This window comes from Dietzia massiliensis (genome assembly GCF_018390595.1).
Lineage (GTDB): Bacteria > Actinomycetota > Actinomycetes > Mycobacteriales > Mycobacteriaceae > Dietzia > Dietzia massiliensis.
The window spans coordinates 1-393 of the sequence record NZ_JAHBAV010000270.1; the positions used below are offsets into that span (position 1 = coordinate 1).

1 protein-coding gene is annotated in these 393 nt (G+C 67.4%); it reads left to right on the forward strand.

Annotated features, from left to right (window positions below; translation table 11 throughout):
• The coding region (locus KHA85_RS17170; RefSeq protein ID WP_213186713.1) for a transposase family protein at positions 1-393 on the forward strand (393 nt) is incomplete at both ends.

Below are 393 nucleotides of genomic sequence, written 5' to 3' on the forward strand. Positions count from 1 at the left end.
CTACCGCCAGCCTGCTTGCCGACACCATCTGCCGCACCGTCGAGCTCGGGGTGACCATCACCGACGCCGCTGTGGCTGACGAGCTCACGCACCTGTTTTGCGCCCCGGTCACACTCGACCCGACCTACGCCGAGTGCGGGATGGCGGGCCGTCTGCGGGACCACGTCCAGCGGAAGGTCACGGATCTACCGATCGTCGGTCATCCCACCAGACTGCATGTGCGGGTACCGCGCTTCATCTGCGACAACACCGAGTGCGCTGCGAGGATTTTCCAGCAGCGGATACCGGCGTTGGCTGAGCCGCGGGCCAAGACCACCCGCCGTTGCAGCCGCTGGATCCTGCAGCGTCTGGCGATCGATCGCACCAGCGTGTCCGCGGTGGCCAAGGCCCTCG